Below are 25,208 nucleotides of genomic sequence, written 5' to 3'. Positions count from 1 at the left end.
CCCGCGCGCCCGCGCCCCCCCCCCCCCGGGGGGCGGGGGCCCGGGGGCGGGGGGGCCCCCCCCCCCCCCTACCTGCCAGCTGCGCAGCCGGTGAGGACTCACCGGCTGCGGGCGATCAGCTGGTCCTGCGGTCGATCGTGAACACCGGGGTGGTCCACGTCTCGACGTGATCGGGGTTGCGGACGTTGCCCAGGGCGTTGAGCACGGTCACCTCCAGGACGTAGCGACCGTTCGGCACCGCGATGCGCCCCTTGCCGTTCGGCTTGACCCGGGTGCCGTCCCAGGTGCGCACGCTGAACCCGCCCGAGTCCCGTCCGACGAACTCCTCGTGGTAGGCGACCGCCCCCCGCGGCAGCACCCGCTCGCGCTTGCCCGGCAGCACCCGGTACACCTCGAAGGTGATCGACTGCGCCGGGTGCTCGAGGTGCATGATCACGGTCGGGAAGTCCCCGTCCCGCATCGTGTACACCTGGCCGGCCTCCGCGATGTCCCACGACCCACCGGCGACGCAGTCGGTCCCGATCAGCCGCCCGCACTCGACCAGCGAGGCGAGCACCGGCAGCTCAAGACCCGGCAGGTCGCCGAGCAGCGGGAGGGCCTGGTAGTCGCCCGCGAAGCCGGCGTAGGGGACCCGCAGCGGGTCACCCTCCTCGGGGGTGAAGACCAGGTGCCCGCCGTACTGCGCGAGCTCGAGCTCGGTGTCGGCGGCGATCGACACGGTCACCTTCGCGGTGCCGCCCGCCGGGACGGTCACCGAGCCCGGCATCCGGACCGAGCTCTCCCCGAGGTAGAAGCCCGGGTTGTCGGGGTCGTCCGCGGTCGCCACGGCGTCGACGAACGACGTCGTGTACGTGACGTCCTGGCTGCCGGTGCTGGTCAGCGTGAGCGTATGGCGCGCAGGACGCCGCGTGGTCTCTCCCAGGGAGAGCTTGCCCGGTGCGATGACGACCTCGGCGAGGATCGCGTCGTCGATGTCGAGCATCCCCGCACCCTGGCGGTGCACCGGTTCGACGTACCCGGCACCGGGGACCAGCGACCACTCCATCGGATCGGCCGTGTTCTGCAGGATGCCGCGCACGTCGTGCGCCGCCGTTCCCGGACGGGCCTCGAGGAGCAGGGCGACGGCCCCCGCCACGTGCGGGGCGGACATCGACGTGCCCGAGAGGGTCGCGTACCGACCGTTCTCGAGCGGGTAGGTCGAGTAGATGTTCCCGCCCGGGGCGCCCAGGTCGGGCTTGAGCGAGAGGTCGGCACCCATGCCGTAAGAGCTGAAGCTCGAGATCAGCCCACCGGTCGGGTTGACCGTGCTCCCGATCTCGTCGGTCCAGGTCAGCGTCGCACCGTCGGCCGTCGCGGCCGTCAGGGCCACGCCGTCCGCCTGCGAGATCGCGACGACCGGGATGGTGATCTCCTCGGCGCCCGCCACGGACGGGCTGAACATGCCGGGCACGTTGTTGTAGAGCACCACGGCGACCGCACCGGCCTGCTGGGCTGCGAGCGCCTTGGCGTAGAAGGTCGCGTCGCACGCGGTGCCGAGGGTCGACGCACCACGCTCGATGAGCACCGCGTTGCCGGCCACGACCTCTGCCGGGACGGGGACGCAGGCACGTGCCTCGTCGCTGCCGGGCTCGCCGAGGGCGACCAGCGGGAGCGAGCCCGACGTGGGGGGCTCGGGGGCGCTGGTGGCCGGGACGAACGGGACGCGCGCGCCGTCGACCTCCATCACCTGCGCGGTCACGTGGGTGTTGTCGAAGGACGCGACCCCGATGACGTGCTCACCGACGCCCGGTGCCCCGGCGGACCAGGTGCCGGAGGCGCCGCTGTTGCCGATCGAGGCGACCATGACGACGCCCGCGTCGACGAGGTTGTCGCTCGCCACGGCCGTCGGGTACTGCGGCCAGGTCTGGAAGGCCGAGCCGATGCTCTGGTTGACCACGTGCATGCCGTCGGCCAGGGCCTGCTCCATCGCGGCGATCATGATGTCGGCCTCGGTCGAGCCGTCGCAGCCGAACACCCGGTAGGCGCCGAGCTCGACGTCGGGGGCCACGCCGCGCACGCCGTCGAGGGCGAAGTCACCCTGCGCGCCGACGATCCCCGCGACGTGGGTGCCGTGACCCTGGCAGTCGTCCGGGTTGGGGTCGGGCTGCGGGACAGGCTGGTAGTCCGGGGAGGTCGGGTCGGCGTTGTAGCTGTCCCCGACGAAGTCGTAGCCCGCGACGACCTTGGTGCTCGGGAAGCCGGTGGCACCGTCGGTGCCGACGCCACCGAGGTCGGGGTGGTCGATGTCCACCCCCGTGTCGATGATGCCCACGCGGATGCCCGCGCCGGTGAACCCCAGCTCGCTCTGGGCGATGTCCGCCCCGGTCATCGCGAGCGCGGTGCGCATCTCGGGCTCGGAGAAGGACGCCGGCTCGGGGGCGTCCACCAGGAGCACCGGGTAGACCGCCTCGACCGAGGCGAGCTCCTCGACGGCGGCGATCTCGTCGTCAGAGATCTCCGCGGAGACCCCGCTCCACAGCGTCGAGAAGCTGCGTCGCACCTCGACGTCGACGCCCCGGTCGCGGGCCTCGGCGACGAAGTCCCGCTCGGCGCGGTCGACCGAGGCCCTGCTGCCACCCTGGACCACCGGGGTGGGCCTGAGCTCGACGAACCAGGCCCCCGTGGGTGAGGAGGCGTACTCCTGCGTGAGCTCCGGCTCGGGCGCCGGGACGTCGACGCCGAGGTCGGCCGCCGTCCCGAGGAAGCCCTCCTCGGCCGTCGCGGTCGCGGCAGGCAGCACCCTGGCGGGCCCTGCCGTGGCGCCGCCAGGCACGGCCCCTCCTGCGGCGGCGGCCGGAAGGGTCGCCCCGGCCAGGAGCACCGCCATCACGCCGGTTCCGGCGCACAGCCGGCGGCGCACCGTTGCGCCGCCGCGCTCGTTCATGAGTGATCTCATCCCAGACTCTCCCCTGTCGATGCACCCGTCCCCGCCGTGGTGGCGGGAGGTTGGGGACACCCTAAGCAGAGAGTGTTCCGAGGTGGTAACAACTGTGACTAGAGATGTGACAGAGGGGTGACTGCTCGTACGTCCGGCGGCCGGCTCGGCCCGAGGCGGTCGGCGAGCGGGGGTGGTCGGGCAGCCCACGGCGGTCGGCCCGGCCCGGGGCGGCGTGCCGTCAGTCGGGGGTGATCTCGGTGACGGTGCCGTCCTCGACGTGCAGGCGGCGGGTCAGGCGCACGGTCTCGAGCATCCGGCGGTCGTGGGTGACCAGCAGGATCGTGCCGTCGAAGCTGTCCAGGGCCGCCTCGAGCTGCTCGATCGCGGGCAGGTCGAGATGGTTGGTCGGCTCGTCCAGGACCAGCAGGTTCACGCCACGGGCCTGCAGCAGAGCCAGCGCCGCACGGGTCCGCTCACCGGGGGACTGCGAGGCGGCGGTCCGGTGGATGTGGTGCCCGCCCAGGCCGAACTTCGCCAGCAGGGTGCGCACGTCGGCGGTCGGCCAGTCGGGCACCTCACGGGCGAAGGCCGTGACGAGCGGCTCGTCGCCCTCGAACGCCCGACGCGCCTGGTCGACCTCGCCGACCAGCACGCCCGAGCCGAGGTCGACCCGGCCCGCCGTGGCCGCCAGCCGGCCCAGCAGCAGCGCGAGGAGCGTGGACTTGCCCGCCCCGTTGGGCCCGGTGACCGCGACCCGGTCACGCCAGTCGAGCTGCAGGTCCACCGGCCCGAGGGTGAAGCCACCCCGCTGCACGACGGCGCCCCGGGCTGCGGCGACCACCGCTCCGGAGCGCGGCGCGGCAGCGATGCTCAGCTGGAGCTGCCACTCCTTGCGCGGCTCCTCGACGACATCGAGCCGGTTGATCATCTTCTCGGTCTGGCGGGCCTTCGCGGCCTGCTTCTCGGAGGCCTCGGAGCGGAACTTCCGGCCGATCTTGTCGTTGTCGGGGGCCTTGCGGCGGGCGTTCTTGACCCCCTTGTCCATCCACGCGCGCTGCATGCGGGCCCGGGCGTTGAGGGCGTCCAGCCGCGAGGAGTACCCCTCGTAGGCCTCCCGGGCGCGGCGTCGGGCGACCGAGCGCTCCTCGAGGTAGGAGTCGTAGCTGCCGCCGTAGGTCAGCACGCGCTGCAGGCTCCGGTCGATCTCGACCACCGTGGTCACCGTGCGGCTGAGGAACTCGCGGTCGTGGCTGATCACCACGATCGGCGCCTCGGTCCGGTCGACGAAGGCCTCCAGGAGGGCCAGGCCGGCGGTGTCCAGGTCGTTCGTCGGCTCGTCGAGCAGGTACAGGTCGTAGCGCGAGAGCAGCAGCGCGGCCAGACCCACCCGGGCGGCCTGCCCACCCGACAGCGCCGTCATCGGCAGGTCCAGGTCGACGTCCAGGCCGAGGTCGGCGGCGACGGTCTCGAGGCGGGTCTCCAGATCCGCGCCTCCCAGGGCCAGCCAGGTCTCCAGGGCGTGGGAGAACGCGTCGTCGGCGCCGTCCAGCCCGGCGCCGAGCGCGTCGCCCGCGGCGTCCAGCGCGAGCTGCGCGGGGGCCACGCCGGTCCGTCGGCCCAGGTGGGCGCGCACCGACTCGCCCTCCTGCCGGTCGACCTCCTGGGCGAGGTGACCGAGCCGCGCGTCGGGAGGGGAGACCTGCACCGTGCCGGTGTCGGCGGGGCGGGTCCCGGCCAGGATCTGCAGCAGCGTGGACTTGCCCGCACCGTTGGGGCCCACCAGCCCGACCACGTCGCCGGGGGCGACGACCAGGTCGACGCCCGAGAAGAGCTCGCGAGCGCCGAACCCCGCGCCCACCCCCTTGGCCTGCACGGTCGCCGTCATGGCCCCATCCTCCCGCGCGGCGGCGGGCACCGACGCCCGCGACCGGCAGCCGGCAGGGGCGGGGGCAGGGGCGGGCACAGGGGCAGGGCGATCACAGCACGACCTGGTCCAGCGCGGTCAGCTCGAACCGACCGCGCGGCTCGCGCACCCCTGCGCGACGGAGCACGACGTCGACAGCGAGCAGGCGGTCAGCAGCGGTGAGCGGTCCGAGGTCCAGCCCGGTGGTCCGGGCGACGTCGTCCACCGGGACCTGGAACGTCCGGTACGCGCCGAGGCCCGACGGCGACGTGCCCTCACCCCGGTCCGCCTCGAGGAACGCAGCGAGCAGCTCGGACTGGTCGAGCAGGTACGCGGTGGCCGCGAGGCCGTCGGGGCGCACCCAGGCGGCCACCTTCCAGAACGCCCGGGGCAGCGGCAGCCCGCGGTACGTCGGGTCGTCGTCAGCCAGCACCGGGCCGGTCAGCACGGTGAGCCGAGAGGCCGTCGCACCCGCATGGTCGAGCAGGTGGTCCTCGAGTCCCAGCCACAGGTCCTTGGACTGGTTGAAGGCCGCCACCTGCGGGGCGGCGTTGGTGTAGAAGAACGTGTCGGCGTTCGCGGTCGCAGCGGTCTCGGCCGATCCCCACACGGGGTCGCGGCGACGCACGAGATGACCGCGGTCGAGGTCGTTGCGGGCGTACACCTCGGCGCCCGCCTGGGCCGACCCCGGGACGCGCGGGTCGAGCCGCCACCGGGTTCCGGTGCGGTCCAGGTCCACCAGGTGCTCACCGTCGATCATCACCACGGTCGCCGCAGCGAGCCGCCGGTCGGGCCGCAGCAGGACGGTGAAGTGGGTGTACGGCAGCTCCACCAGCCGAGGGCCGGTCGGGGCCGCGGGCTGCGGCAGCGGGACGTCCACGGGCAGGAACGTGGGGTCGTAGCCGCTGCGGGTCAGCATGCGCCCAGACAACCACGCCGCACGGACAGCCGCCTCAGCCCCCGGCGACCTGCCCGGCGCTCGCCCCGGTCAGGCGGGAGACCATCGTCACGGCCCCCTCCCAGTACCGGGTGTAGTGGTTCGGGTCGGCGTTGCGCTGCACGGTGTGGGCGACCAGCGTCGGCGACATGCCGGCCCGTCCGCCGACCCGCTCCAGGGCGGTGAAGAAGCTGGTCGCGCTGGCAGCCGGGTCCATCCGTTGCGCGAGGGTGCCCCAGGCGCCGTTGTCGCGCTGCTGGAAGAGCCCGCGGCTGTCGGGACCGGCCTTGTCACCGTGGTCGAGCACGCGCAACGAGGACTCGCCCATCGCGGTCATCACCCCGATCGCCTGGTCGCGCAGGGACAGGCCCCTGGACTGGCCGGTGGTGACGATCGCGGAGGCGTTGGCCACCTGCTCAGGGGTGAAGCCAGGAACCGCGGGCATCGCCTGGGTCGCCCCTGCGGCCGGGACGCCCGACTGCCCGACCTGCTCGGCGAGGACCGAGGCGAACTGGACCGCCGACGACGTCGTGCCCGAGCCCGACGTGGAGCCGGTGGAGGACGTCGTGACGCCCGGCCTCGCGCCACCTGCTGCCGCGGAGGTCGACGGCGGGGCCAGGGAGGTCAACGTGCCCTGGATCGCGGCGATGCGCGCGCTGATCGCAGCGATGCCCTCCACGGCCGGCCCTCCTGGTCCTGACGGTCGTCCCGTCCTCGACGGGTGTCTCGTCCTCGACGGGTGTCTCGTCCTCGACGGGTGTCTCGTCCTCATCGACCGGCGGGGCGCGGTGATGACCAGAAGCGGTCGGTCAAGCCTGACCCTCTCGTCGTCCTCGCTGCCCCGTCGGGACCACCCTGCGTCATCCGCGCCTCAGGACCACCTCGCGGACGAAGGCGCGCAGGTCCTGGGCCAGGGCCTGCGGCTCCTCCAGGGCCGCGAAGTGCCCACCGCTGGGCATCTCGGTGAACCGCTCGAGGGCGACGGCACGCTCGACCCAGCCGCGGGGCGTGGGGGCCTTTCTCGCCGGAGGTCCGCCCCCTACCGGGAGCCCACCGCGGAGGAACCCCGGCACAGGTCGGCAGCGACCGAGGGCTCGAGGAGGTCGGGCACGACCCGTGCCACCGTCAGCGCGTGCAGGGCGGGCAGCGCGTCCCGCAGCAGCACCGGGTCGGGGCGGCCCTCGGCGCGCAGCAGGGCCGCGGTGACGTCCACGACCGCGAGCAGCTGCTCGCGCAACCGCCCCGAGGTGAACGCGGCCCATGCCGCGGCATGCATCGATCGCGCCCAGTCGCCCTCGGCCCAGCGCACCTGGGCCAGGTCGAGGAGCCGGACGCCGTCGGCCACGGCGGTGCGCAGAGCCACGACGGACTCGCTGTGCGGGCCGTACGACGCATCGGCCGGTGCCGTGAGCTCGCCGTCGGCCGCCGCCGCCGCGAGCCAGGGCCAGGTCAGCACCTCGACGTGCTCGGGCGGCAGGTCGGGGGAGGTCCACCGGGCGGCGACCACCGCGGCGGCCGCTGCCGCAGACCCGGCGGCCCGGCGGCCACCCGCGACCGGGACCCGCGCGGCGTCGGGCCACGGCGCCGCCTCGGTCACGACCAGGCGGGTCACGTCACGCACGTCCCCCAGGCGGGTCCGGGCCAGCACCCCGGCCTCGGGGACCCGACCCGCACCGGGGAACCGCAACGTCGTCGCCGTGGGGACAGCGCCGGCATCGACCATCTCGACCATCCCCCACGCGAGCGCGGTGGCCTCGTGGTCGGCGTCGAGCGCCCGGAGTCCCAGCCTCGTGACACCCCGCTCGGTCAGCCGGAAGGCGTCGCCGAGGGCGCCGAGGATCTCCGCGCCGCACGGGTGGCAGGCCGCGTCGACCGCGAGGACCGTGGGTGAGGACAGCGTGTAGACCATGGGGTCTCCTCCGGGCCGCGGCCGAGGTGCGGGCTGACCTCACTGTACGAGCGGGACCCCGCGACGGCGAGGGGTGCGGGCCGACCGTCCGGTGGGCGGGCCGCGGCGGGCTCCGGGCCCCGGACGGGTGGCGACGACGGACGCGGGGCCTACGAGTCCGTGCGAGATCTGAGGCAGAGTGGTGCCATGGATCCCCGCCCGGTCGACGACGCCGGCCAGCCTGACGCCGACCACCCTGAGGAGTCACCCGTTCCGGCCGACCGGGTGCGCTCCGCCCTGCGCTTCCTGCCCCACCCGGTGCGGTGGGTCGTGGTCGCCGTGACCGGGACCGCACTGATCGTCGCCGGCCTGGCCATGATGGTGCTCCCCGGGCCAGGGCTGCTCACCCTGTTCGCCGGGGTCGCCGTGCTGGCCGCCGAGTTCGCGTGGGCCAAGGTGCTGCTGCGTCGGATGAGCGAGGCGGGCGCGACCGTCTGGTCCCTGGTGCGTCGTCGGGGGCGCTGAGGGGTCCCCAGCCAGCGCGTCATGCCCTAGGTTCGAGCGATGCAGTGGCACCCGACCCGGGCACGGAGCTCGATCCTGGCCGCCTCGCTGGTCGGTGGTTCGGGCGAGATCCTCGACTTCCTCATCCCGCTCTGGGTGGGCGCCCAGCTCGGTGCGACCCCGGCGCAGATCGGTGCGCTCGTCTCGGTCGAGCTGCTGCTCTCCTTCCTCGCCCGTCCGCTCGCAGGCTGGCTCACCGACACCCGCCAACGCACCCGTGTCGCGGCTGCCGGCGCCCTCCTCTACGGCGCCAGCTGCCTGGGCTACGCCCTCGCACCCGGGCTGCCGGTCGCCTTCGTGGCTGCTGGCGCCGGGGGTGTCGGCGGGGCTCTGCTGTGGGTCGCGGTGCGTGCGATCACCGCGGAGCGGCTGGCGCACGACAGCGGAGCGTTCGCCGGTCTCTTCGCCTCGGTGGCCTTCGCCTCGTGGTTCTTCTGGATTCCGTCCCTGGTCCTGCTGCCGTACCTGGGGTACCGCGGCGTGTTCGGCGCCCTGGCGACGACGTGCCTCGTGGCGGTCGCCGCGCTGCTGCTGACCCCGCGGTCGCCGGTCGCCCCGACCGGCGCGCAGCCGTCGGCACCCGGGGGAGCACGACGGCTCGCCCCGCTGCTCGCCGTGGTCGCGCTGACCAGCCTGGCCGAGGCCGGGATCGGCCTGCTCCTGCTGCTGCACCTCCAACGCGCCTTCGACCTCGAGGTCGTCCAGATCGCCCTGGTCTTCCTGCCCGGTGGCATCGCGATGACCGTGCTGCCGCGGTACCTGCACGGGATCACCGACCGGATCGGCAGACGCACCGTCTACGCACTCGCCTCGGCGGCCTCGGCGGCCTTCGCCGCAGGCCTCGCACTCGCCCCGAGCCCGCCGGTGATCGCGGCGCTCTGGGTGCTCACGGGTGCGGCGTGGGCCGCGATCACCCCGATCCACGAGGCGGCGATCGCCCAGGTGCTCCCGCACCGGACCGGCCGCGGGATGAGCTTGCTGGGCAACGCGGCGCTCGCCGGAGGCGCCGTGGGCTCAGCGCTCGCCGGGGTGCTCTACGGGACCACGTCATGGGTCCTCGTGTGCGCCGTCTTCTCGGGACTCATCGCGGTGGGCGCCGTCGCCGGCCCGCACGCCCTCAGGACGCTCCGGATCGACGATCGGCCGTCCTCACCCGGCGCCGACGCTGGTGCGCAGACCGAGCCTGCGCGCGAGCGCGCGGGCGAGGCTCCCTAGCAGCCGCCCCGTCCCCGTCGCGCGGCCGGTCTCAGCCGCCGGCCGGGACGGCGACGCGCTCCACGGCCACGGGTCCCATGGCCCGGCGGCCCCTGACCTTTCGGACCAGCAGGCCGTGACGCGGGGCCAGGACCCAGGCCAGCAGGAAGCCCGCGGTCGAGACCAGCACGATCGTCCCGCCCGCCGGCAGGTCCAGGCTCCACGACAGGTACAGCCCGACCACGGCCGACGTCGCGCCGAGGACCGGCCCGAGCAGCATCATCATGCCCAGCCGGTCGGTGAGCAGGCGCGCTGTCGCCGCGGGGGTGATCAGCAGCGCGAGCACCAGGATGTTCCCGATCGTCTGCACCGACAGGACGATCGCGAGGGTCACCATGACGTACAGGGCCAGGTCGAGCCAGAGCACCGGCAGGCCCGCCGACCGCGCCATCTCCCGGTCCAGGCTGACCGCCACGAACTCCTTGTGCAGCAGGAAGACCCCGAGCAGCAGGATCGTCCCGCCGACGGCGACGATGACGACGTCCTCGTCGGGGATGCCAGTGATCGAGCCGAACAGGAAGTGCTGGAGCGAGCCCGCGTACCCCGGCGCCCGGCTGATGATGACGATGCCGAGCGCGAAGGCCGCGACGAAGAAGACCCCGATGATGGTGTCCTCGCGCAGCCGCCGGTTCTGGGAGAACACCGCGACCAGCACCGCGGTCGCGACCCCCGCGACCGCCCCGCCCAGCACGAGCGAGCCCTGGAGCACGAAGGCCACCGCCAGGCCCGGGAAGACGGCGTGAGCCACGGCGTCACCGATGAAGGCCATGCCCCGCAGCACGACGTGGCAGCCGATCACGCCGCACACCACGCTCGACATCACGGCCATCAGCACGGCCTTGGGCAGGAAGGCCAGGTCGGGGTTGAGCAGGTCCGCGATGAAGTCACCGACGGAGATCATGCGGTCGCCTGCACCAGGCCGAGGGCACGCAGCAGCGGGGAGCCCCCGGTGATGCCGAAGGCGCGCATCCACAGGTCAGGGTCGGTCAGCTCCTCGGGTGGGCCGTTCGCCACGATCGTCCGGTTGAGCAGGCACAGCCGCGAGCAGGTGTGCATCGCGCCGGTCAGGTCGTGGGTGGTCATCAGCAGCGCACCGCCCTCGGCGCAGAGCTCGACCAAGAGGTCGGTCAGCAGCTCCTGGGTGGGTACGTCGAGCCCGGTGAACGGCTCGTCGAGAAGCAGCACGCTGGGCTGCAGGGCCAGGGCACGGGCCACCAGGACCCGCTGCCGCTGCCCACCCGAGAGCTCACCCACCACGCGACGGCGCAGGTCGGTCATCCGGACCCGGTCGAGCGCCTGTCGCACGGCCCGGTAGTCGGCCACGGCGGGTCGCCTCATCCAGCCGACCCGCCGGACCCTCCCCGACATCACGGCGTCCTCGACGCTGATCGGGAAGTCCCACGCGAACTCGTGGCGCTGCGGGACGTACCCGATCCTGCTCGAGGCCGCGCCCCCCGAGCGTCCGTCGACCTGCACCGTGCCCGACCGTGTCGGCACCAGGCCCAGAACGGACCGCAGCAGGGTCGTCTTGCCCGCCCCGTTGGGGCCGATCAGACCGACCAGCTCTCCCGCACGGACGGCGAGGTCGGTGTCGTGGAGCACCAGGCGTCCACCCAGCTCGACCGCCAGGTCGGTGACCTGCAGGGCCGGGGGACCGGGCTCACGCGTCACCGGGACACGGGTGCCGACCGCGGTCATCGGGTCGACCCGCCGATCTCGACCTCGGCACGACGGCGGTTGCGGCGGCCCAGGAGCAGGCTCACCGTGACAGCCGCCGCCAGTGCTGCGGCCGCGGCGATCACCCACGGCATCACGCTCAGCGGTCCACCGCCGTCCCCGGGTGCCGCCTCGGTGCCGTCGGGTGCGTCGTCGGCCTCGGTGGTCGTCTCGGGTGCGGGTTCGGTGGCGCCGTCGTCCTGGGGGGCGAGGTCCGAGCCGGCGGCCAGGGCGGCGTCGACGTCGGTCGCGCTGCCGACGGCGAACCGCAGCACCGCACGGTCGCTCACCGCCTCGCCGTCGACGAGGTCGGCGCGCACCTCGACGTCCAGGAGGTAGATCCCCGGCTCGGTGAAGACCCAGTTGGCGTGGGTGTGGGTGTTGACCTCCATCCACAGGTCCTGCGGGTAGGCCCGTGCCGTGCTCCACAGCAGGTTCGGAGGTCCGGGGACCCCCTCCTGGAGGAAGAGGTGCAGCTCGCCGGGACCGTCGACCCCGCGCAGGGCCAGGGTCGCCCCGCGCTGGATCCGCCCGACGACCTCAGGGTCCTGGGTGTTCCACCCGATCCACACCACGTCCTGGTCCTGGACCTGGGGCACGACATACACCGGCGTCCCGGGCTCGACACCCAGGAACGCGTAGTCCTCACCCTCCGGGGCCGCCAGCACGGCGGCGTCGGTCACGCTGAACACCGTCTCCTCGATCCGCCGCCACACCGGGGGGACCTCCCGGTCATCGCGGGCCTGCAGGGTCCACGCCCCGTCGATGAACCGCGCCCCGAGGTCCACGTGGCCGACCTCCACCACGGCAGGACCCTCGACCGTGGCCTCGTCCGCCGCGACGCGCTGCTCGAGCTGGTCGTCCACCGCACGGGGAGCGGCCACCGACGGCGACACCCCTCCCGCGAGCAGCACGACACCTGCGGCCACCCACGCCAGGCGGACCGCGGTGCGCCGGCCCGGGCGGGACGACCGCGAGCGCGTGGACGGGCTCAGGTCCGGGCTCGGGCGCGGGCGCTCGAACGGGCTCGGCAGGAGACGGCTGGTGCTGGGCATGGGTGTCCTCGGGGTTGTCACGTCAGGCACGACCTCAGGGAGTCGGCGTTGAACCTCATGAGCTCGACGTAGGTCGAGACCTCGGTGCTGAAGGTGTCGGAGTAGATGTCGCAGACGTCGATCCCGTGCTCGCGGGCGACCTCCTGCAGCACCGTGGAGCGCTGCGCGAGATGGGGCTCGAGGAAGACCGCCGGCACGTGGAGGTTGCGGATGGTCTCCGAGAGGCGTTGCCGTTCGGCCAGGCTCGGCTCGGTCGCCGGGTTGGGTGTGACGAACCCGGCGATCTCGACGTCGTAGGCCGCGCCCAGGTACGCGAAGGCGTCGTGGGTGGTCACCAGGTATCGCCGGGAGCGCGGGATCGAACCGATGGTCCGGGCGACGTAGTCGTCGGTGGCGTGCAGCTCCTCGAGGTAAGCGGTGGCGTTGGCGCGGTAGGCCGCGGCGTGCTCGGGGTCAACCCCGATCAGGGTGTCGCGGATGATGCGCACGTAGGCCTCGGCGTTGCGGACGTCGTGCCACAGGTGCGGGTCGATCTCCCCGTGCACGTGCTTGCCCAGGACGGCCTGCGGCAGCTGGTAGATCTGGTGGTCGGGCCGGCCCAGGAAGCGGAACCCCGGACCGACCGGCACGGGCGCGAGCGCCTTGTTGGGCACCGAGACGACGACGTCCGCCGCCCGGTGGACGTGCTGGTGGGACTCACCTGCGTGGTGGGAGTCCATGACGACCGCCAGGGCCCCGGTGGACAGGTCCACCGCGATGTCCCCATGACCGCCGTCGAGCACGACGGCGCCGTCCTTGCCGGGCACCGTGTGGGGGTCGACGCCCACCGCGAAGGTGAAGGTCCCGGTGCCCAGGTCGACCGGTGGGTCGTCCGGGGTGGTCCAGAGCTGCGCACCGAGGGTGAGCTCGTAGACGCCCGGCTCCTCGAAGGTCCAGCTCATGTGGGTGTGCGCGTCGGTCGGCAGCGTCACGGACTGGGCTGACGGGTCGGCCGGGTCGAAGCCGGCCGCGGAGTCGAAGTAGACCCGGGGGTTCCCGAACGTCTCGGTGAGGTACCCGGTGAGCTGGCCGGGACCGTCGACCCTGGTGGCGCTCAGCCGGACCTCCGAGGCGCGCGTGGCTCCCCACTCGACCCCCGACCCGGTGACGCGCAGCCCGAGCCAGATGGTGTCGAGGTTGACGTTCTCCACCAGGGGGATGATCTCTGCGGCGTACTTGACCGCCGCCTCGGCCAGCGCGACGTTCGGCGACCCCGCAGGCAGGTTCGCGTCGAGCGCCTTGATGATCGCGTGGTCCTCGAGCAGCACGTAGTTGCTGAAGGCCACGTCGGCGTAGGCGATGTCCCGTACGTCCCGCAGAGAGGGCTCGTAGGAGTGCGGGTCACCGCCGTCCGGCACGATCGAGACGACCCGGGCGTGGTCCCCGGCCACGTTCCGCGCGAGGTCGGCCAGCACCGGGGTCGTCGTCACGACACTGGTGGTGCCGTCGTCACCGCCGACGGCAGGGGCGCAGGCGGTCAGCACCGCGCTGCTCACCAGCACCGCTCCGCTCACGAGCACCGCTCCGTGCCCCTGGCGCCGTCGCCGCCCACGCACGGGCCGAGCGCGACGCAGCATGGACGCACCCACGGCGGTGACGCAGCGGCAGGCTCGAGCAACGAGAGACATCGGGCTCCTGTCGGGGTGCCCAGGGCGGGCAGACGAGAAGCCTACATGCGAATGAGTCTCATTACCGACGGTTGTCCAGGGCCTGTCAGCGCACCTGCGTGAAGCGCAGCACCGTGCCGTCCGGGTCGATCACGCTGCTACATCCCCGCCGGCGCCATGTCCACGAACCGCGCGTAGTGACCCTGGAAGGCCACCACGATGGTGTCGGTGGGCCCGTTGCGGTGCTTGGCCACGATGAGGTCGGCCTCACCGGCGCGAGGTGACTCGCGCTCGTAGGCATCCTCACGGTGCAGCAGGATGACGATGTCGGCGTCCTGCTCGATCGAGCCCGACTCGCGCAGGTCGCTCATCTGGGGGCGCTTGTCGGTGCGCTGCTCGGCGCCACGGTTGAGCTGGGAGATCGCGATCACCGGGACCTCGAGCTCCTTGGCGAGCAGCTTGAGCGCACGCGAGAACTCCGAGACCTCCTGCTGCCGGGACTCGACCCGCTTGCCCGAGCTCATCAGCTGCAGGTAGTCGATGACCACGAGCTTGAGGTCGTGGCGCTGCTTGAGCCGCCGGCACTTGGCGCGGATCTCCATCAACGACATGTTGGGGGAGTCGTCGATGAACAGCGGCGCCTGGGAGAGCTTGCCCATGGTCGAGGCGAGCTTCTGCCAGTCCTCGTCGCGCATGGTGCCCTTGCGCATGTTCTGCAGCGGGACGCGCGCCTCGGCCGAGAGCATGCGCATGGTGATCTCGTTGCGGCTCATCTCCAGGGAGAACACCACCGAGGTCATGCCGTGCTTGATCGACGCCGACCGGACGATGTCGAGTCCGATCGTCGAGTTGTGGGTCGGGACCATCGCCCGGCCCGCGAGGTACAGATGGCTGCCGTGGTCGATCTCGACGCACCGCACGGGGACCGACTCGACCCGCTCGACCGAGGTGACGAACCGCGAGGTGAGCCTCGGGGTCGACGGGCGGCGGCGCTCCTTGTGGACGAGCTTCTTGCGCTCGAGGGCGAAGACCTCGTCGTCGGTGGTGAAGATCAGGATGTACGCGGTGCTGCGCTCGGGGCTTCGCCCCGCGACGCTCTTGAGCGCCCAGCCGGTTCGGTAGCCGAGGCTGTGGACCAGCTCGCGGACGTCGAGGGCCAGCCGCTCGTCGGTGACGGCGAACTGCACGCTTCCCGTCCGGTTGACGGTGCCGTCGGTGTCGAGAAGGCCGGCGAGAAGCTCCCGCCGCTGCGCCTCGCTCGCCCTCAGGTACTCGACGGGGATGTGCTTGTCGTTGAGCACACCGAGGGTCCGGAGCCGACCGGACACCGTCCCGTGCGCGTGGTAGCAGGCCTGGCACCGGCGCATGCCCGACGTCCGGACACCGCAGTCCGGGCAGGTGGGTGCGGTCGAGGCCCCCCCGAGGCCCTTGGCCCGTCCACCGCAGCTGCGTCCACAAGCCTTGACCTGGCTCGTGGTGGGGACGAACGGGATGCCGCAGACGACGCAGTCGCGGGCCTCCGGCTCGGCCTCGAGCGGGAGCTGGATCGAGTAGATCCGTCCGTCGCCCCCGACCTGTCGGATCGAGCGGAGCCCGCGCCCCTCGATCCGCATCGCGATCTCGGGATCGTCCGAGGTGAACCGTGCCGAGGCCGAGTGCCCGTCCCCGAGCCAGACACCCAAGGCGTAGGGATCGACCGGGAGGTCCGCGTCCGGGAGGTCGAGGGGCCGCGCCGTGGGCACGCTGTGGTTCAGGCGCCGGTCGGCGGTCGCGCAACGCAGCGTGGCGGCGATCTCCGTCGTCGTCCGCACTCCCGGCAGGACCCGCGGAGCGCCGAGCCGGCCCGCCTCCTGGCGGGCGCGCCGCGAGGCCCGGGTGTCGGTGAACCACTCGTGCTCGGCATCCGCCACGATCCGCGTGCCGTCGTCGAAGGTCACCTCGTAGCACGGGCGATCGACCATCACCTCGGTTGCGGCGACCACGCGCGTCGGGGTGCCGTCGGCCGCGAGCAGGTGGTCCCCGACCTTGACCTGGGCCATCGTGGTCCAACCGGTGGGCGTCGGCAGAGGCGTGTCGAGGGCCAGGGCCTTCCCCATCGCCGGCCTGGCCGCGATCACGACCATCTGGCCGCCGTGCAAACCGTTGGTGAGCTTGTCGAGCTCGAGGAAGCCGGTCGGCACGCCGACCATGCCCTCGCCGCGCTGACCAGCGGCCTCGATCTCCTCCATGGTGCCGCTGATGATCTCGGCGAGCGGCAGGTAGTCCTCGCTCGTGCGGGTCTCGGTGACCGCGTAGACCTCGGCCTGGGCGTTGTTGACCAGCTCGTCGACGTCGCCGCCGTCGGTCGCGTAGCCCAGCTGGACGATGCGCGTGCCGGCCTCGACCAGTCGGCGCAGCACCGCTCGCTCGCGCACGATCCGGGCGTAGTACCCGGCGTTGGCCGCGGTCGGCACCATCGAGATCAGGGTGTGCAGGTACGGCGCGCCACCGATGCGCCCGATCTCCCCGCGCTTGGTCAGCTCGCCCGCGACGGTCACGGCGTCGGCCGGCTCCCCGCGACCGTAGAGGTCGAGGATCGCGTCGTAGACCATCTCGTGGGCTGGACGGTAGAAGTCGGTGCCCTTGATCTGCTCGACGACGTCGGCGATCGCGTCCTTGGAGAGCAGCATGCCGCCCAGCACGCTCTGCTCGGCGACGATGTCCTGCGGGGGTGTGCGGTCGAACCCGGCGCCGGGGCGCCGTGTGCTCAAGCCTTGCTCGAGCTCGTCGATGCTCACAGAAACACCCTCCACTGCCGCGTACGCGTCGAACTGACGTTCTATCGCACGCTGCTGACATCCGACCGGTGAGGCGATGGGTGCCAGGCAACGACGAACCTCCGCCGTGCTGTCTTCGCGAGGCTATGGCCCCGGCCGACCACACCCAAACGGCGGGACCTCCGCCCTGTGCGCGACCCTGGGGACAACCTGTGGACGGCCCCGCGCGCCTCTGTGCACAGGCCGTGGATAGATCTGTGGATACGGTGGGAACTGCGGTGGGAACAGGCGCTGATCACCGCATACGCCCCGCTCCGACTGTGGACAGGAAACTCGTGGCCCGACGTTCACCCAGTGGACACCCTGTCTCGCCGGAAGGGACCCGCGCGGACCGCCGCGGACGCACCGGACTGGACCGCCAGATCCTCGCCCTGGCGGTGCCCGCACTGGGCGCCCTGGTCGCAGAACCCCTGTTCGTCCTCGTGGACTCAGCCGTCGTCGGTCGTCTCGGGACCCCGGAGCTGGCCGGTCTCGCCCTGGCCAGCACCGTGCTGGTCACCCTCGTGGGGCTCTGCGTCTTCCTGGCGTACGCGACCACCGCGAGCGTGGCCCGCAGCCTCGGCGCGGGCGACCGCGACCGCGCACTGCGGCTCGGCGTCGACGGGCTCTGGCTCGCCCTCGGGATCGGGGTCGTCCTGGCTCTCACCCTGTGGATGACCACGCCGCTGATCGTCGCCGCCCTGGGCGCCCCGGAGGCCGTCGTGCCCCATGCGGTGGCCTACCTGCGGTGGTCCGCACCGGGGCTGCCCGGGATGCTCGTCGTGCTCGCCGCGACCGGTGTGCTGCGCGGGATGCTCGACACCCGCACCCCGCTGTGGGTCGCCGCGAGCGGCGCGGTGGTCAACGCGGTGCTCTCGGTGGCCCTGGTCCTCGGCCTGGGCATGGGGGTCGCCGGCTCGGGGCTGGGCACCGCGATCACGCAGATCGGCATGGGCGTGGTCCTGGGGGTCGTGGTCGTCCGCGGCGCCCGGCGCAGCGGCACCGCGCTCCGGCCCTCGGGGGCCGGCGTGCTGACCGGGGTACACACCGGCACGCCCCTGCTGGTCCGCACCCTCTCGCTGCGCCTGGCGATCCTGCTGACCATCTGGGTCGCTGCCGGGCTGGGCACCGTGACCCTGGCCGGGCACCAGGTCGTCAACGCCCTGTGGGGGCTGACCGCCTTCGCGCTCGACGCGCTGGCCATCGCGGCCCAGGCCCTGGTCGGCCGGTCGCTCGGTGCCGGCGACCTCACGGCCACCCGTACCGTGCTGCGTCGCACCCTGCTGTGGGGCACGTGCGCGGGTGGGGTGCTCGGGGTGGTGCTGGGAGCTGCCGGGTGGTGGATCGCCCCGCTGTTCACCACCGACCCCGAGGTGCGGCGCGCGGTCGCCCTCACCCTGCTGGTGGTGGCGGTGACCCTCCCCATGGCCGGATGGGTCTTCGTGCTGGACGGCGTGCTCATCGGCGCCGGGGACGGCCGCTACCTCGCCGTCGTCGGCATGATCACCCTGGTCGTCTACGCCCCGGCCGCCCTGGCCGTCCGCGCCTGGGCCGACGACGGCGTCGGAGGACTGGTGTGGTTGTGGGTGGCCTTCGCGGGGGTGTTCATGGCGGCGCGGGCACTGACCACGGGGCTGCGCGCACGGGGCGGGCGCTGGATGGTCACCGGGGGGTGAGGCCGCCCCGCCCGGCTGGCTGCACCCCGGTGCGGGACCGGTCAGGACGCACCACGGCCCGGCCCCCGTTCAGGGGACCGGGCCGTGGTGACGGGTCGGGAGGCTCAGGCCTCCGGGACGACCCGGACGTCGATCTGTGCGGAGAGGTCGTCGTGCAGACGGACCTTCACCTGGTACTCGCCCAGGGACTTGATCGGCTGACCGATCTCGACCTTGCGCTTGTCGATCGAGGGCCCACCGGCGGCCTTGACGGCCTCGGCGATCTCGGTCGTGGTGACGGCGCCGAACAGCCGGCCCGAGGGGCCAGACTTGACCGTGATCACGACGGGCTTGGACTGCACCGAGTCGCGGACGGCCTTCGCCTCCTCGAGGGTGGCGATCTCACGGGCCTTGCGGGCCTTGCGGATGCCGGCGATCTGCTTCTCGGCGCCCTTCGACCAGGCCGTGGCCAGGCCGCGGGGGACGAGGAAGTTCCGGGCGTACCCGTCCTTCACCTCGACCACGTCACCGGGGGTACCGAGGCCGGTCACCTCATGAGTCAGGATGAGCTTTGCCATCAGTCAGCCTTTCTCAGCGAGCCGAGCTCGAGTACGGGAGCAGTGCCATCTCGCGGGCGTTCTTGACGGCCCGTGCGATCGCACGCTGTTCCTGGACGTTGACACCGGTCACCCGGCGAGCGCGGATCTTTCCGCGGTCGGAGATGAACTTGCGCAGCAGCGCGGTGTCCTTGTAGTCGACGACCGTGATCTTCGCGGCCTTGAGCGGGTTGAGCTTCTTCTTCGGCTTGCGGACGACGGGCTTCGCCATCGTGGTGCTCCTTCAGGTTACGGAGCCCGGACCTGTGTGTGCGCCGCGCGAGGCGACGTCAGCCCGGGATGGGTGAGTCTGGGTGTGATCAGAACGGGGGCTCGTCGGAGAACGATCCGCCGGACGAGGGTGCGGGGGTGGCCCACGGGTCGTTGTCGGCTCCGCCGCCACCGCCCTGCTGACCGCCACCCTGCGAGCCGCCACCGCCGAAGCCGCCGCCCCCACCGCCGGAGCGCTGGGCACGGGTGACCTTCGCCGAGGCGTACCTCAGGGACGGACCGACCTCGTCGACCTGGAGCTCGACGACGGTGCGCTTCTCACCCTCGCGGGTCTCGTAGGAGCGCTGCACGAGGCGACCCTGGGCGATGACGCGCATGCCCTTGGTGAGGGACTCGGCGACGTTCTCGGCTGCCTCGCGCCAGATCGAGCAGCGCATGAACAGCGTGTCGCCGTCCTTCCACTCGTTGCTCTGACGGTCGAACTGCCGAGGGGTCGAGGCGATCGTGAAGTTCGCGACCGCCGCCCCCGACGGGGTGAAGCGCAGCTCGGGGTCCCCGGTGAGGTTCCCGACCACCGTGATGACGGTGTCTCCAGCCATGCCTGCTCCTCGTTCTGATCGTGTGCTGTTCAGTGTCGGTGCGGGGACGCTCAGTGAGCGTCGGGGCGCATGACCTTGGTGCGCAGGACGGCCTCGTTCAGCCCGAGCTGACGGTCCAGCTCCTTGGCGGTGGCCGGCGTGGCGGTGAAGTCGACGACGGCGTAGATGCCATCGGACTTCTTCAGGATCTCGTAGGCCAGACGACGGCGGCCCCAGATGTCGACCTTGTCGATCGTGCCGCCTGCGGTGGTCACCACCGAGAGGTACTTGTCGAGCGACGGGGCGACGGTGCGCTCCTCGATCTCTGGGTCGAGGATGACCATCATTTCGTAATGACGCATGCGATTACCCACCTCCTGTGGACTTTGCGGTCACGGTCTCTCCGTGACAGGAGGGTTCAGCGTCTGCGGCCCCGCTCCCCGGTGATGGCACCGGACCTGCGTGGGCAGCAACGCGCCACTCTACCGGTTCCGCCGAGGACGCGACGACCACCGTCCATACCTGTGGACAAGGCTGTGGACGATGGTCGTCGTGAGCGAGGAGACGGACAGCGGGTGGTCGCATCGTCCCCGAGCAGCCGCTCTAGGGAACCGGGAGTTCGGGTTCCGTCTCCTCGTCCTCATCCCCGCCGTCATCCACCGGGGGCTCCGCAGGAGTCGTCGGCGTCGGCGTCGGCGTCACGACCGCCGCCGGCCCGCTCGAGACGATCAGCGTGACGGTGCTCCCCGGCGGGGCCTGCCCCCCGCTCGGGTTGCTTGAGATGACCGTCCCCTGCGCCGCTGTGCCCTCCTGGCGGGTGACCGTGACGACGAACCCGGCAGCCTCGAGGGCCGATCGGGCACCGGCCTCGTCCAGCCCCGCGACCGCCGGCACGTCGACCAGGCCCGGTCCCACCGAGACCACGATCGTCACGGTGCTGCCGACCTGCGCCTCCCCGCTCGGGTTGCTGCCGATGACGATCCCCTCGGGCACGTCGTTGCTGTTCTCGGTCGTGACCGCCACGGCGAAGCCCGCAGCCTCGAGCGCGGCGCGCGCCTCGGCCTCCCCCATGCCGGCCACCGAGGGGATGGACACGATCGGCGGCGTGTTGGGTTCGCCGACGTCGGCGCGTCCCGGGAAGGGCAGCACCTCGAGACCCTCCATCGCCGGGATCATGTACGCGGTCCACACCTCGGCGGGGAACGAGCCCCCGGTGATCTGGCCCCGTCCGCCGAACGGGGTGATCTCCTCGGTCGAGCCGTCCTCACCCACCTGGTAGAGAGCCACCGCGGTGGTCACCTGGGGGGTGTAGCCCACGAACCACGCAGACCTGTTGTCGTTCGAGGTACCGGTCTTGCCCGCGGCCGGACGGCCCAGGTCCCGCGCTGCGGTGCCCGAGCCGCGCTCGACGACCTGGGTCAGCGCATAGGTGGTGTCGGCCATCACGTCGGCCTCGAACACCTGCTCGGTGGGCTTGGCCCCCTCGTACGCCGTGCCGCCGCGCAGGTACTCGACCGACCGCACGATGTGCGGGGTGGTCCGCCCTCCCTGGTTGGCGAGGGTGTTGAAGGCGCGCGCCATGTCCAGCGGGTGCGGCGAGGAGGTGCCGAGCACGTTGGAGGGCACCGGCTCCAGCCCCTGCGTGTCCTGCGGGATCCCTGCCCGCACGGCGACGTCGATCGTGGCCTGCGGCCCGACCTCGGCGTTCATCTGGGCGTAGACGGTGTTGACCGAGTCGGCCGTGGCGTCGACCACGGTGATGTTGCCGAAGTTCTGCCCGCCGAAGTTGCCGGGCCCGCCGTCGGGCCATCCCTCGATGGCCATGCCCGAGGTGCCCCGGTAGCGCGAGTCGAGCGAGTTCCCCGACTCGAGGTGGGCGACCAGGGTGAACGGCTTGAAGGTCGACCCCGCCTGCGCGCGGTCCTGGGTCACGGCGTTGCGCGACTGGGTCACGAAGTCCGGGCCGCCGTACAGCGACAGGATCGCGCCGGTCGCCGAGTCGAGGGAGACGAGCGCGGTACGCAGGTTCGGGGACTTGTCCTCGGGCAGGGTCGCCACGGCCGCCACGGCTGCGTCCTGCAGCCTGCGGTCGATGGTCGTGACGATCCGGTACCCCACGCGGTCGAGCTCGTCCTGGGTGATCGCCGACTGCTCCAGGATCTCGCGCTGCACCATGTCGAGCAGGTAGCCCTGCGGGCCGGCGAGGGTGTCGGAGCGGACGTACTCGATCGTCTCGGGAAAAGTCAGCGCGTCGCGCGCGGACTGCTCGAGGGTCCCCATGACCACCATGCCGTCCAGCACGTAGTTCCAGCGCTCCTCGGCCCGCTCGGGGTCGTTGCGCGGGTCCCAGTTGTTGGGCGAGGGGATGATCCCGGCGATCAGCGCGGCCTGCGCGACGTCGAGCTCGGTGACGCCGATCCCGAAGTAGGCGCGAGCGGCGGTCTCGATGCCGTATGAGCCGCGGCCGTAGTAGATCGTGTTGAGGTAGTTGGCGAGGATCTCGTCCTTGTCCTGCGCCTGCGCGAGCTTGACCGCCAGGAGCGCCTCCTGGGCCTTGCCCCGGTAGTCGGTGGTCGTCGTGCCGGCGTAGTAGCGCTCGGCGTACTGCTGGGTGATGGTCGAGCCACCCTGCTGCCGCCCGCCCTGCAGGTTGTTCCACAGGGCCCGCGCGATGCCCGTGGGGGAGATGCCCGGGTTCTCGTAGAAGGTGCGGTCCTCCGCGGCGACGACGGCGTCCTTGACGTGCTCCGGGATGGTGTCCCCGGCGACGAGCACGCGGTTCTGCTCACCGAACGTGCCCATCACCTGCTCGCCGTCGGAGTAGTAGACGGTCGTCGTCTGCGCCTCGGCGAAGTCGTCGGGGGCGGGGATGGTGGTCCGGGCGTAGGCCACCAGCACGGTGGCGACGATCAGGAGCAGGACGGTGAGGAGGAGCCCCAGGATCAGCCGCCATGACGGCAACCAGCGGCGGATGCCCGAACGACCCTCGCGCGGGTAGTCGATCAGCCTGCGACGTCCGGGCGGACGTCCGCCCTTGCCGCCACCGGCCGCAGGGGTCCCGCCCTTCGCGGGGCGGCCCTTCGCCGCGGCCCGGGTACCGGCCGCTGCGGACCGCGGGGCCGCCGTCCCGCCCGAGTGCGCCGAGGCGCCGGTGGCCGAGGCGCCCGACGGCGTCCACGCGGGTGCCGCACCAGCCGGGGTCTGCGCCGGGGGCGCCGTCCGACGGCCCGCCGGGGGCGTTCCCCCGCCACCGATCACGCTGCGTCGCTGTGGTCCGTTGCCGGCCGGAGGAGGGGTGCGTGGGTCACGCGAAGAGGGGGGGGTACCCGGTGCCACGCTGTGCCTCCCGGTCGAGAGCGGTTCCTGCGCAGAGGGTTCTGGCGGGGTGGATCGTGGTGCTGTCGGGCGTGTCCGGCGTGCCTCGTGCGGGGCACGGCCAGGGATCAGGGTACGGATGGTTTGCTCGTGAGCACGCGCGAACGCCGGTCAGGCGCCGTGAAGAGGGTGTGGAAGCCCTGCGCGAAGGACCACCACTTGCCACGATGCATCCCAGCGTCCTACTGTCTCGATGTATCAGTTCGATACATCGAAAGTGGCTCGAAGTCGACGGGCCGTCACGCGGAGGTGCACGGTGCGGGGTCGTTCCGACGTGCTCGAGCCGGCGATCCTCGGGTTGCTGCACGAGGCACCGATGCACGGCTACGAGCTGCGCAAGCGGCTCAACCTGGTGCTGGGCTCGTTCCGCGCCCTGTCGTACGGCTCGCTGTACCCGTGCCTGAAGTCGATGGTCGGTCGAGGACTGATCGTCGGGACGGACTCCTCGCAGTCGCCGCCGCCGCACGCACTGTCGGGCAAGCGCGCGCGGATCGTCTACGAGCTGACCGCAGAGGGCAAGGAGCACTTCGCCGGAATCCTGTCCTCCTCGGGCCCCGCGGCCTGGGAGGACGAGAACTTCGACGTCCGGTTCGCGTTCTTCGCGCAGACCGACGCCGAGACGCGCCTGAGGATCCTCGAGGGCCGTCGCACCCGACTCACCGAGCGGCTCGAGCAGGTGCGGCAGTCCGCCGCGCGGACGCGCGAACGACTCGACGAGTACACGCTCGAGCTGCAGCGCCACGGACTGGAGTCCGTGGAGCGTGAGGTCCGCTGGCTCGACGGGTTGATCGACAACGAACGCGGCAACCGCCGCACCACCACCGACGGGTCCGGTCGACCGACCGGCACCGACACCGCTGCCGGCGCTGATGCGCCGCAGCACTGAGAGAACCGAGGAGCGAGGATGAGTTCGATCCGCGTCGCCATCGTGGGCGTCGGCAACTGCGCCGCATCACTGGTCCAGGGCGTCCACTTCTACGCGGACGCCGACCCGCAGAGCACGGTGCCTGGCCTCATGCACGTGAAGTTCGGCCAGTACCACATCTCTGACATCGAGTTCGTGGCGGCGTTCGACGTCGACGCGAAGAAGGTCGGCTTCGACCTCTCCGAGGCCATCGGCTCCAGCGAGAACAACACCATCAAGATCGCCGACGTGCCGCCGCTCGGCGTGACCGTGCAGCGTGGCCACACCCTGGACGGTCTCGGCAAGTACTACCGCGAGACCATCGAGGAGTCGGACGCCGAGCCGGTCGACATCGTCGGGCAGCTGCGCGAGAACAAGGTCGACGTCCTCATCTGCTACCTCCCGGTGGGCTCCGAGGACGCCGCGAAGTACTACGCGCAGTGCGCGATCGACGCGGGCGTCGCCTTCGTCAACGCGCTGCCGGTCTTCATCGCCTCCGACCCGGTCTGGGCCAAGAAGTTCGAGGACGCCGGTGTCCCGATCGTCGGTGACGACATCAAGTCCCAGGTCGGCGCGACCATCACGCACCGCGTGCTGGCCCGGCTGTTCGAGGACCGTGGCGTCATCCTGGACCGCACGTACCAGCTGAACGTCGGCGGCAACATGGACTTCAAGAACATGCTCGAGCGCGACCGCCTGCAGTCCAAGAAGATCTCCAAGACCCAGTCGGTCACGTCCAACATGGACCACGACCTGGCCGCGCGGAACGTGCACATCGGCCCGTCGGACTACATCCAGTGGCTCGACGACCGCAAGTGGGCCTACGTCCGCCTCGAGGGCCGCGCCTTCGGTGAGGTGCCGCTGAACCTGGAGTACAAGCTCGAGGTCTGGGACTCGCCGAACTCGGCCGGCATCATCATCGACGCGCTGCGCGCGGCGAAGATCGCCAAGGACCGCGGAATCGGCGGACCCATCCTGTCCGCGTCGACGTACTTCATGAAGTCGCCGCCGGTGCAGATGGAAGACACGAAGGGCCGGGCGCAGCTCGAGGCCTTCATCGCTGGTGACGCGGAGCGGTAGTCCGTAGAGAGCGAAGGTCGAGGGCCCCGGCATGCTGGGCGGGTTCACACGGTCGCTGCAACATCTCGATCTGAGGAGTTGCAGCGACCGTGGTCGTTTCTGGGGAGTTGAAGG

General features: G+C 72.1%; 20 protein-coding genes. 5 read left to right on the top strand and 15 right to left on the bottom strand.

The genetic code is table 11. The features are described from left to right. Positions 1–115: 115 nt before the first annotated feature. The 5 genes from M1R94_RS20610 to M1R94_RS19880 form a co-directional block, all read right to left on the bottom strand. On the bottom strand, positions 116–2,935 hold the full coding sequence (locus tag M1R94_RS20610; RefSeq protein ID WP_283253721.1) for a S8 family serine peptidase: 2,820 nt from the start codon (positions 2,933–2,935) through the stop codon (positions 116–118). Between the two features lie 220 nt (positions 2,936–3,155). Next, positions 3,156–4,802, bottom strand: a complete 1,647-nt coding sequence (locus M1R94_RS19895) for an ABC-F family ATP-binding cassette domain-containing protein (RefSeq protein ID WP_249383474.1) — start codon at positions 4,800–4,802, stop codon at positions 3,156–3,158. 91 nt (positions 4,803–4,893) lie between these two features. Then, on the bottom strand, positions 4,894–5,739 hold the full coding sequence (locus tag M1R94_RS19890) for a DNA/RNA non-specific endonuclease (protein WP_249383473.1): 846 nt from the start codon (positions 5,737–5,739) through the stop codon (positions 4,894–4,896). Positions 5,740–5,773: 34 nt separating this feature from the next. Then, positions 5,774–6,436, bottom strand: coding sequence for a hypothetical protein (locus M1R94_RS19885; RefSeq protein ID WP_249383472.1), 663 nt, complete (start codon positions 6,434–6,436; stop codon positions 5,774–5,776). Between the two features lie 360 nt (positions 6,437–6,796). After that, on the bottom strand, positions 6,797–7,666 hold the full coding sequence (locus M1R94_RS19880; RefSeq protein ID WP_249383471.1) for a hypothetical protein: 870 nt from the start codon (positions 7,664–7,666) through the stop codon (positions 6,797–6,799). Positions 7,667–7,852: 186 nt separating this feature from the next. On the opposite strand from M1R94_RS19880, the gene M1R94_RS19875 reads away from it, so the two are divergent. After that, positions 7,853–8,170, top strand: coding sequence for a PGPGW domain-containing protein (locus M1R94_RS19875; RefSeq protein ID WP_249383470.1), 318 nt, complete (start codon positions 7,853–7,855; stop codon positions 8,168–8,170). Positions 8,171–8,209: 39 nt separating this feature from the next. Continuing rightward, positions 8,210–9,424 carry an MFS transporter gene (locus M1R94_RS19870; RefSeq protein ID WP_249383469.1) on the top strand — a complete coding sequence of 405 codons (1,215 nt, stop codon included), beginning with the start codon at positions 8,210–8,212 and terminating at the stop codon, positions 9,422–9,424. A 31-nt stretch (positions 9,425–9,455) separates the two neighbouring features. On the opposite strand, the gene M1R94_RS19865 is transcribed toward M1R94_RS19870, so the two are convergent. The 5 genes from M1R94_RS19865 to dnaB all read right to left on the bottom strand — a co-directional run bounded on the left by M1R94_RS19865 (position 9,456) and on the right by dnaB (position 16,657). Beyond that, complete coding sequence (locus tag M1R94_RS19865) at positions 9,456–10,364, bottom strand: anchored repeat-type ABC transporter permease subunit (protein ID WP_249383468.1); 909 nt, start codon at positions 10,362–10,364, stop codon at positions 9,456–9,458. Continuing rightward, a complete protein-coding gene (locus M1R94_RS19860; protein ID WP_249383467.1) occupies positions 10,361–11,161 on the bottom strand; it encodes an anchored repeat-type ABC transporter ATP-binding subunit in 801 nt (266 codons plus the stop codon). Before M1R94_RS19860 ends, M1R94_RS19865 begins: the two co-directional genes overlap by 4 nt. Beyond that, the gene (locus M1R94_RS19855) at positions 11,158–12,234 is read right to left on the bottom strand and encodes a choice-of-anchor M domain-containing protein (RefSeq protein ID WP_249383466.1); all 1,077 of its coding nucleotides are present in this window, start codon (positions 12,232–12,234) and stop codon (positions 11,158–11,160) included. Before M1R94_RS19855 ends, M1R94_RS19860 begins: the two co-directional genes overlap by 4 nt. Positions 12,235–12,251: 17 nt before the next feature. Next, entirely contained in the window at positions 12,252–13,787 is a 1,536-nt protein-coding gene (locus M1R94_RS19850; RefSeq protein WP_249383465.1) for an anchored repeat ABC transporter, substrate-binding protein, read from the bottom strand. 251 nt (positions 13,788–14,038) lie between these two features. Then, positions 14,039–16,657: a replicative DNA helicase gene (dnaB, locus tag M1R94_RS19845; protein WP_249383464.1), complete on the bottom strand. Its 2,619-nt coding sequence runs from the start codon at positions 16,655–16,657 to the stop codon at positions 14,039–14,041. Between the two features lie 416 nt (positions 16,658–17,073). Between dnaB and M1R94_RS19840 the strand changes: the two genes are divergently transcribed. Then, entirely contained in the window at positions 17,074–18,351 is a 1,278-nt protein-coding gene (locus tag M1R94_RS19840) for an MATE family efflux transporter (RefSeq protein ID WP_374109498.1), read from the top strand. Positions 18,352–18,455: 104 nt separating this feature from the next. Here M1R94_RS19840 and rplI read toward each other — a convergent pair whose 3' ends face one another. From rplI to M1R94_RS19815, 5 genes are all read right to left on the bottom strand, one after another. Further along, positions 18,456–18,908, bottom strand: a complete 453-nt coding sequence (gene rplI / locus M1R94_RS19835) for a 50S ribosomal protein L9 (protein ID WP_249383463.1) — start codon at positions 18,906–18,908, stop codon at positions 18,456–18,458. Positions 18,909–18,921: 13 nt separating this feature from the next. Beyond that, positions 18,922–19,158, bottom strand: coding sequence for a 30S ribosomal protein S18 (gene rpsR / locus M1R94_RS19830; RefSeq protein WP_249383462.1), 237 nt, complete (start codon positions 19,156–19,158; stop codon positions 18,922–18,924). An 88-nt stretch (positions 19,159–19,246) separates the two neighbouring features. Then, complete coding sequence (locus M1R94_RS19825; protein WP_249383461.1) at positions 19,247–19,756, bottom strand: single-stranded DNA-binding protein; 510 nt, start codon at positions 19,754–19,756, stop codon at positions 19,247–19,249. Between the two features lie 50 nt (positions 19,757–19,806). Beyond that, complete coding sequence (gene rpsF, locus M1R94_RS19820) at positions 19,807–20,097, bottom strand: 30S ribosomal protein S6 (RefSeq protein WP_249383460.1); 291 nt, start codon at positions 20,095–20,097, stop codon at positions 19,807–19,809. Between the two features lie 241 nt (positions 20,098–20,338). Next, a complete protein-coding gene (locus M1R94_RS19815) occupies positions 20,339–22,993 on the bottom strand; it encodes a transglycosylase domain-containing protein (RefSeq protein ID WP_249383459.1) in 2,655 nt (884 codons plus the stop codon). A 373-nt stretch (positions 22,994–23,366) separates the two neighbouring features. On the opposite strand from M1R94_RS19815, the gene M1R94_RS19810 reads away from it, so the two are divergent. Continuing rightward, positions 23,367–23,996, top strand: a complete 630-nt coding sequence (locus M1R94_RS19810) for a PadR family transcriptional regulator (protein ID WP_249383458.1) — start codon at positions 23,367–23,369, stop codon at positions 23,994–23,996. Between the two features lie 18 nt (positions 23,997–24,014). Beyond that, on the top strand, positions 24,015–25,094 hold the full coding sequence (locus M1R94_RS19805) for an inositol-3-phosphate synthase (RefSeq protein ID WP_249383457.1): 1,080 nt from the start codon (positions 24,015–24,017) through the stop codon (positions 25,092–25,094). Positions 25,095–25,208 lie beyond the last annotated feature (114 nt).

The organism is Actinotalea alkalitolerans (assembly GCF_023369855.1).
Lineage (GTDB): Bacteria > Actinomycetota > Actinomycetes > Actinomycetales > Cellulomonadaceae > Actinotalea.
Note: the sequence above shows the minus strand (reverse complement) of the source record. Positions and strands in the feature narration are given on the sequence as shown.

What these genes read in the sequence shown, in the direction of transcription:
- M1R94_RS20610 (WP_283253721.1), bottom strand. Translation starts at nt 2,935, where the DNA reads ATGAGATCACTCATGAACGAGCGCGGCGGCGCAACGGTGCGCCGCCGG.
- M1R94_RS19895 (WP_249383474.1), bottom strand. Translation starts at nt 4,802, where the DNA reads ATGACGGCGACCGTGCAGGCCAAGGGGGTGGGCGCGGGGTTCGGCGCT.
- M1R94_RS19890 (WP_249383473.1), bottom strand. Translation starts at nt 5,739, where the DNA reads ATGCTGACCCGCAGCGGCTACGACCCCACGTTCCTGCCCGTGGACGTC.
- M1R94_RS19880 (WP_249383471.1), bottom strand. Translation starts at nt 7,666, where the DNA reads ATGGTCTACACGCTGTCCTCACCCACGGTCCTCGCGGTCGACGCGGCC.
- M1R94_RS19875 (WP_249383470.1), top strand. Translation starts at nt 7,853, where the DNA reads ATGGATCCCCGCCCGGTCGACGACGCCGGCCAGCCTGACGCCGACCAC.
- M1R94_RS19870 (WP_249383469.1), top strand. Translation starts at nt 8,210, where the DNA reads ATGCAGTGGCACCCGACCCGGGCACGGAGCTCGATCCTGGCCGCCTCG.
- M1R94_RS19865 (WP_249383468.1), bottom strand. Translation starts at nt 10,364, where the DNA reads ATGATCTCCGTCGGTGACTTCATCGCGGACCTGCTCAACCCCGACCTG.
- M1R94_RS19860 (WP_249383467.1), bottom strand. Translation starts at nt 11,161, where the DNA reads ATGACCGCGGTCGGCACCCGTGTCCCGGTGACGCGTGAGCCCGGTCCC.
- M1R94_RS19855 (WP_249383466.1), bottom strand. Translation starts at nt 12,234, where the DNA reads ATGCCCAGCACCAGCCGTCTCCTGCCGAGCCCGTTCGAGCGCCCGCGC.
- rplI (WP_249383463.1), bottom strand. Translation starts at nt 18,908, where the DNA reads ATGGCAAAGCTCATCCTGACTCATGAGGTGACCGGCCTCGGTACCCCC.
- rpsR (WP_249383462.1), bottom strand. Translation starts at nt 19,158, where the DNA reads ATGGCGAAGCCCGTCGTCCGCAAGCCGAAGAAGAAGCTCAACCCGCTC.
- M1R94_RS19825 (WP_249383461.1), bottom strand. Translation starts at nt 19,756, where the DNA reads ATGGCTGGAGACACCGTCATCACGGTGGTCGGGAACCTCACCGGGGAC.
- rpsF (WP_249383460.1), bottom strand. Translation starts at nt 20,097, where the DNA reads ATGCGTCATTACGAAATGATGGTCATCCTCGACCCAGAGATCGAGGAG.
- M1R94_RS19805 (WP_249383457.1), top strand. Translation starts at nt 24,015, where the DNA reads ATGAGTTCGATCCGCGTCGCCATCGTGGGCGTCGGCAACTGCGCCGCA.